General features: G+C 40.2%; 3 protein-coding genes. 2 read left to right on the forward strand and 1 reads right to left on the reverse strand.

What is annotated here, in order from left to right; translation table 11 throughout:
* Positions 1 to 144: 144 nt before the first annotated feature.
* Together A3766_RS20475 and A3766_RS20480 are read left to right on the forward strand one after the other, a co-directional pair.
* The gene (locus A3766_RS20475) at positions 145 to 339 is read left to right on the forward strand and encodes a type II toxin-antitoxin system VapB family antitoxin (RefSeq protein WP_068511097.1); all 195 of its coding nucleotides are present in this window, start codon (positions 145 to 147) and stop codon (positions 337 to 339) included.
* Positions 336 to 737: a PIN domain nuclease gene (locus tag A3766_RS20480; RefSeq protein WP_068511100.1), complete on the forward strand. Its 402-nt coding sequence runs from the start codon at positions 336 to 338 to the stop codon at positions 735 to 737. The genes A3766_RS20475 and A3766_RS20480 overlap by 4 nt, the downstream gene beginning before the upstream one ends.
* A 75-nt stretch (positions 738 to 812) precedes the next feature.
* On the opposite strand, the gene A3766_RS20485 is transcribed toward A3766_RS20480, so the two are convergent.
* The gene (locus A3766_RS20485; protein WP_068511102.1) at positions 813 to 1,148 is read right to left on the reverse strand and encodes a hypothetical protein; all 336 of its coding nucleotides are present in this window, start codon (positions 1,146 to 1,148) and stop codon (positions 813 to 815) included.
* Positions 1,149 to 1,260 lie beyond the last annotated feature (112 nt).

Below are 1,260 nucleotides of genomic sequence, written 5' to 3' on the forward strand. Positions count from 1 at the left end.
AACAGGCGTAGTAACAATGGCGGCTTTTTTGCCGCGTAGCGCGAAAAAGGTGACATTGTTACGGAGTCCTTGTTGAACGCTTGGTTATGTTTATTTATTGTGCTAGTGTGTATTTAGTTAATTTTTTATACACATAGGTGTTTTATGAGAACCAACATTGTAATTGATGACGAGCTAATGGCAAATGCTTTAAAGGTAAGCGGCTTACATACAAAGAAAGATGCTGTTGAAGAAGGCTTAAAGTTGCTTATTAAGCTAAATGAACAACAAGCTGTATGTAGTTTAAGGGGGAAAATACACTGGGAAGGCGATTTAAACGAAATGCGAGGCGATAAGTGATTATTGCTGACACAAGTGTTTGGATTGATTATTTTAACGGCGTAGTAAGTCCCTATACCGATGAGTTAGACAGGCAATTAATGAAGGGGAATGTTGCTTTAGGCGATTTAATTTTGCTTGAGATATTGCAGGGCATAAAAAGCGACAAAGAATACAATAAAACCAAGTCTGTACTTGGGAAACTAGACCAATATGAAATGCTTGGTCATAGGATGGTATTGCAATGTTCGGACTATTATCGATTGCTGAGGAAGCGAGGCATTACGATAAGGAAAACAGCGGATGTGATTATTGCGACTTTTTGTATAGATAATAAGGTGCCGCTTCTTTTTACCGATAGAGATTTCAAACCATTTGTAGAACACTGCGGATTAATTTCAGCCATTTCAAAGACATAACGCCTGCAGCTGCGGCCGAGCGAAGCGAGGTCCAGCCACAGCGTGTTTTTGCTGTGGCGAGGCAGGCTGCACTTGTTAAATGCTGAATTCAATTATGCCACCATGCTCAGCGTATATTTTGTTTAGACCCGCCCGTAATTCATTAAACTTATCGAATTTAGCCGGAAAGTAAAAATGCTCTAAGTTGCCGTTGGCAAGTACTATATGAATACCATCATTTGTTATGGTGCATTCGGTCACTTGGTTGTGGCGACCATTTATTTGGTCATTGTATTCGAAGTAAATACCATCATCGGAACCGACCTCTTCGGTTAGACCTTTTTGCCACATAAAATAATTGCCATCAGAGTCTACGACTGAGACAACAAGAACATCATTTTCGACTATTTCGATTGGATGATCGTAGCTCATAAATTCCTTTTGGCATTTAACGCCCGGCTCACCGAGCAAATTTTATTGGCGGCTTTTTTGGTACAAAAAAGGTGACAATAAAATTTGTCCGGTGGAGCCGCTTGTTAGTGCT

It is taken from the genome of Oleiphilus sp. HI0132 (assembly GCF_001635845.1).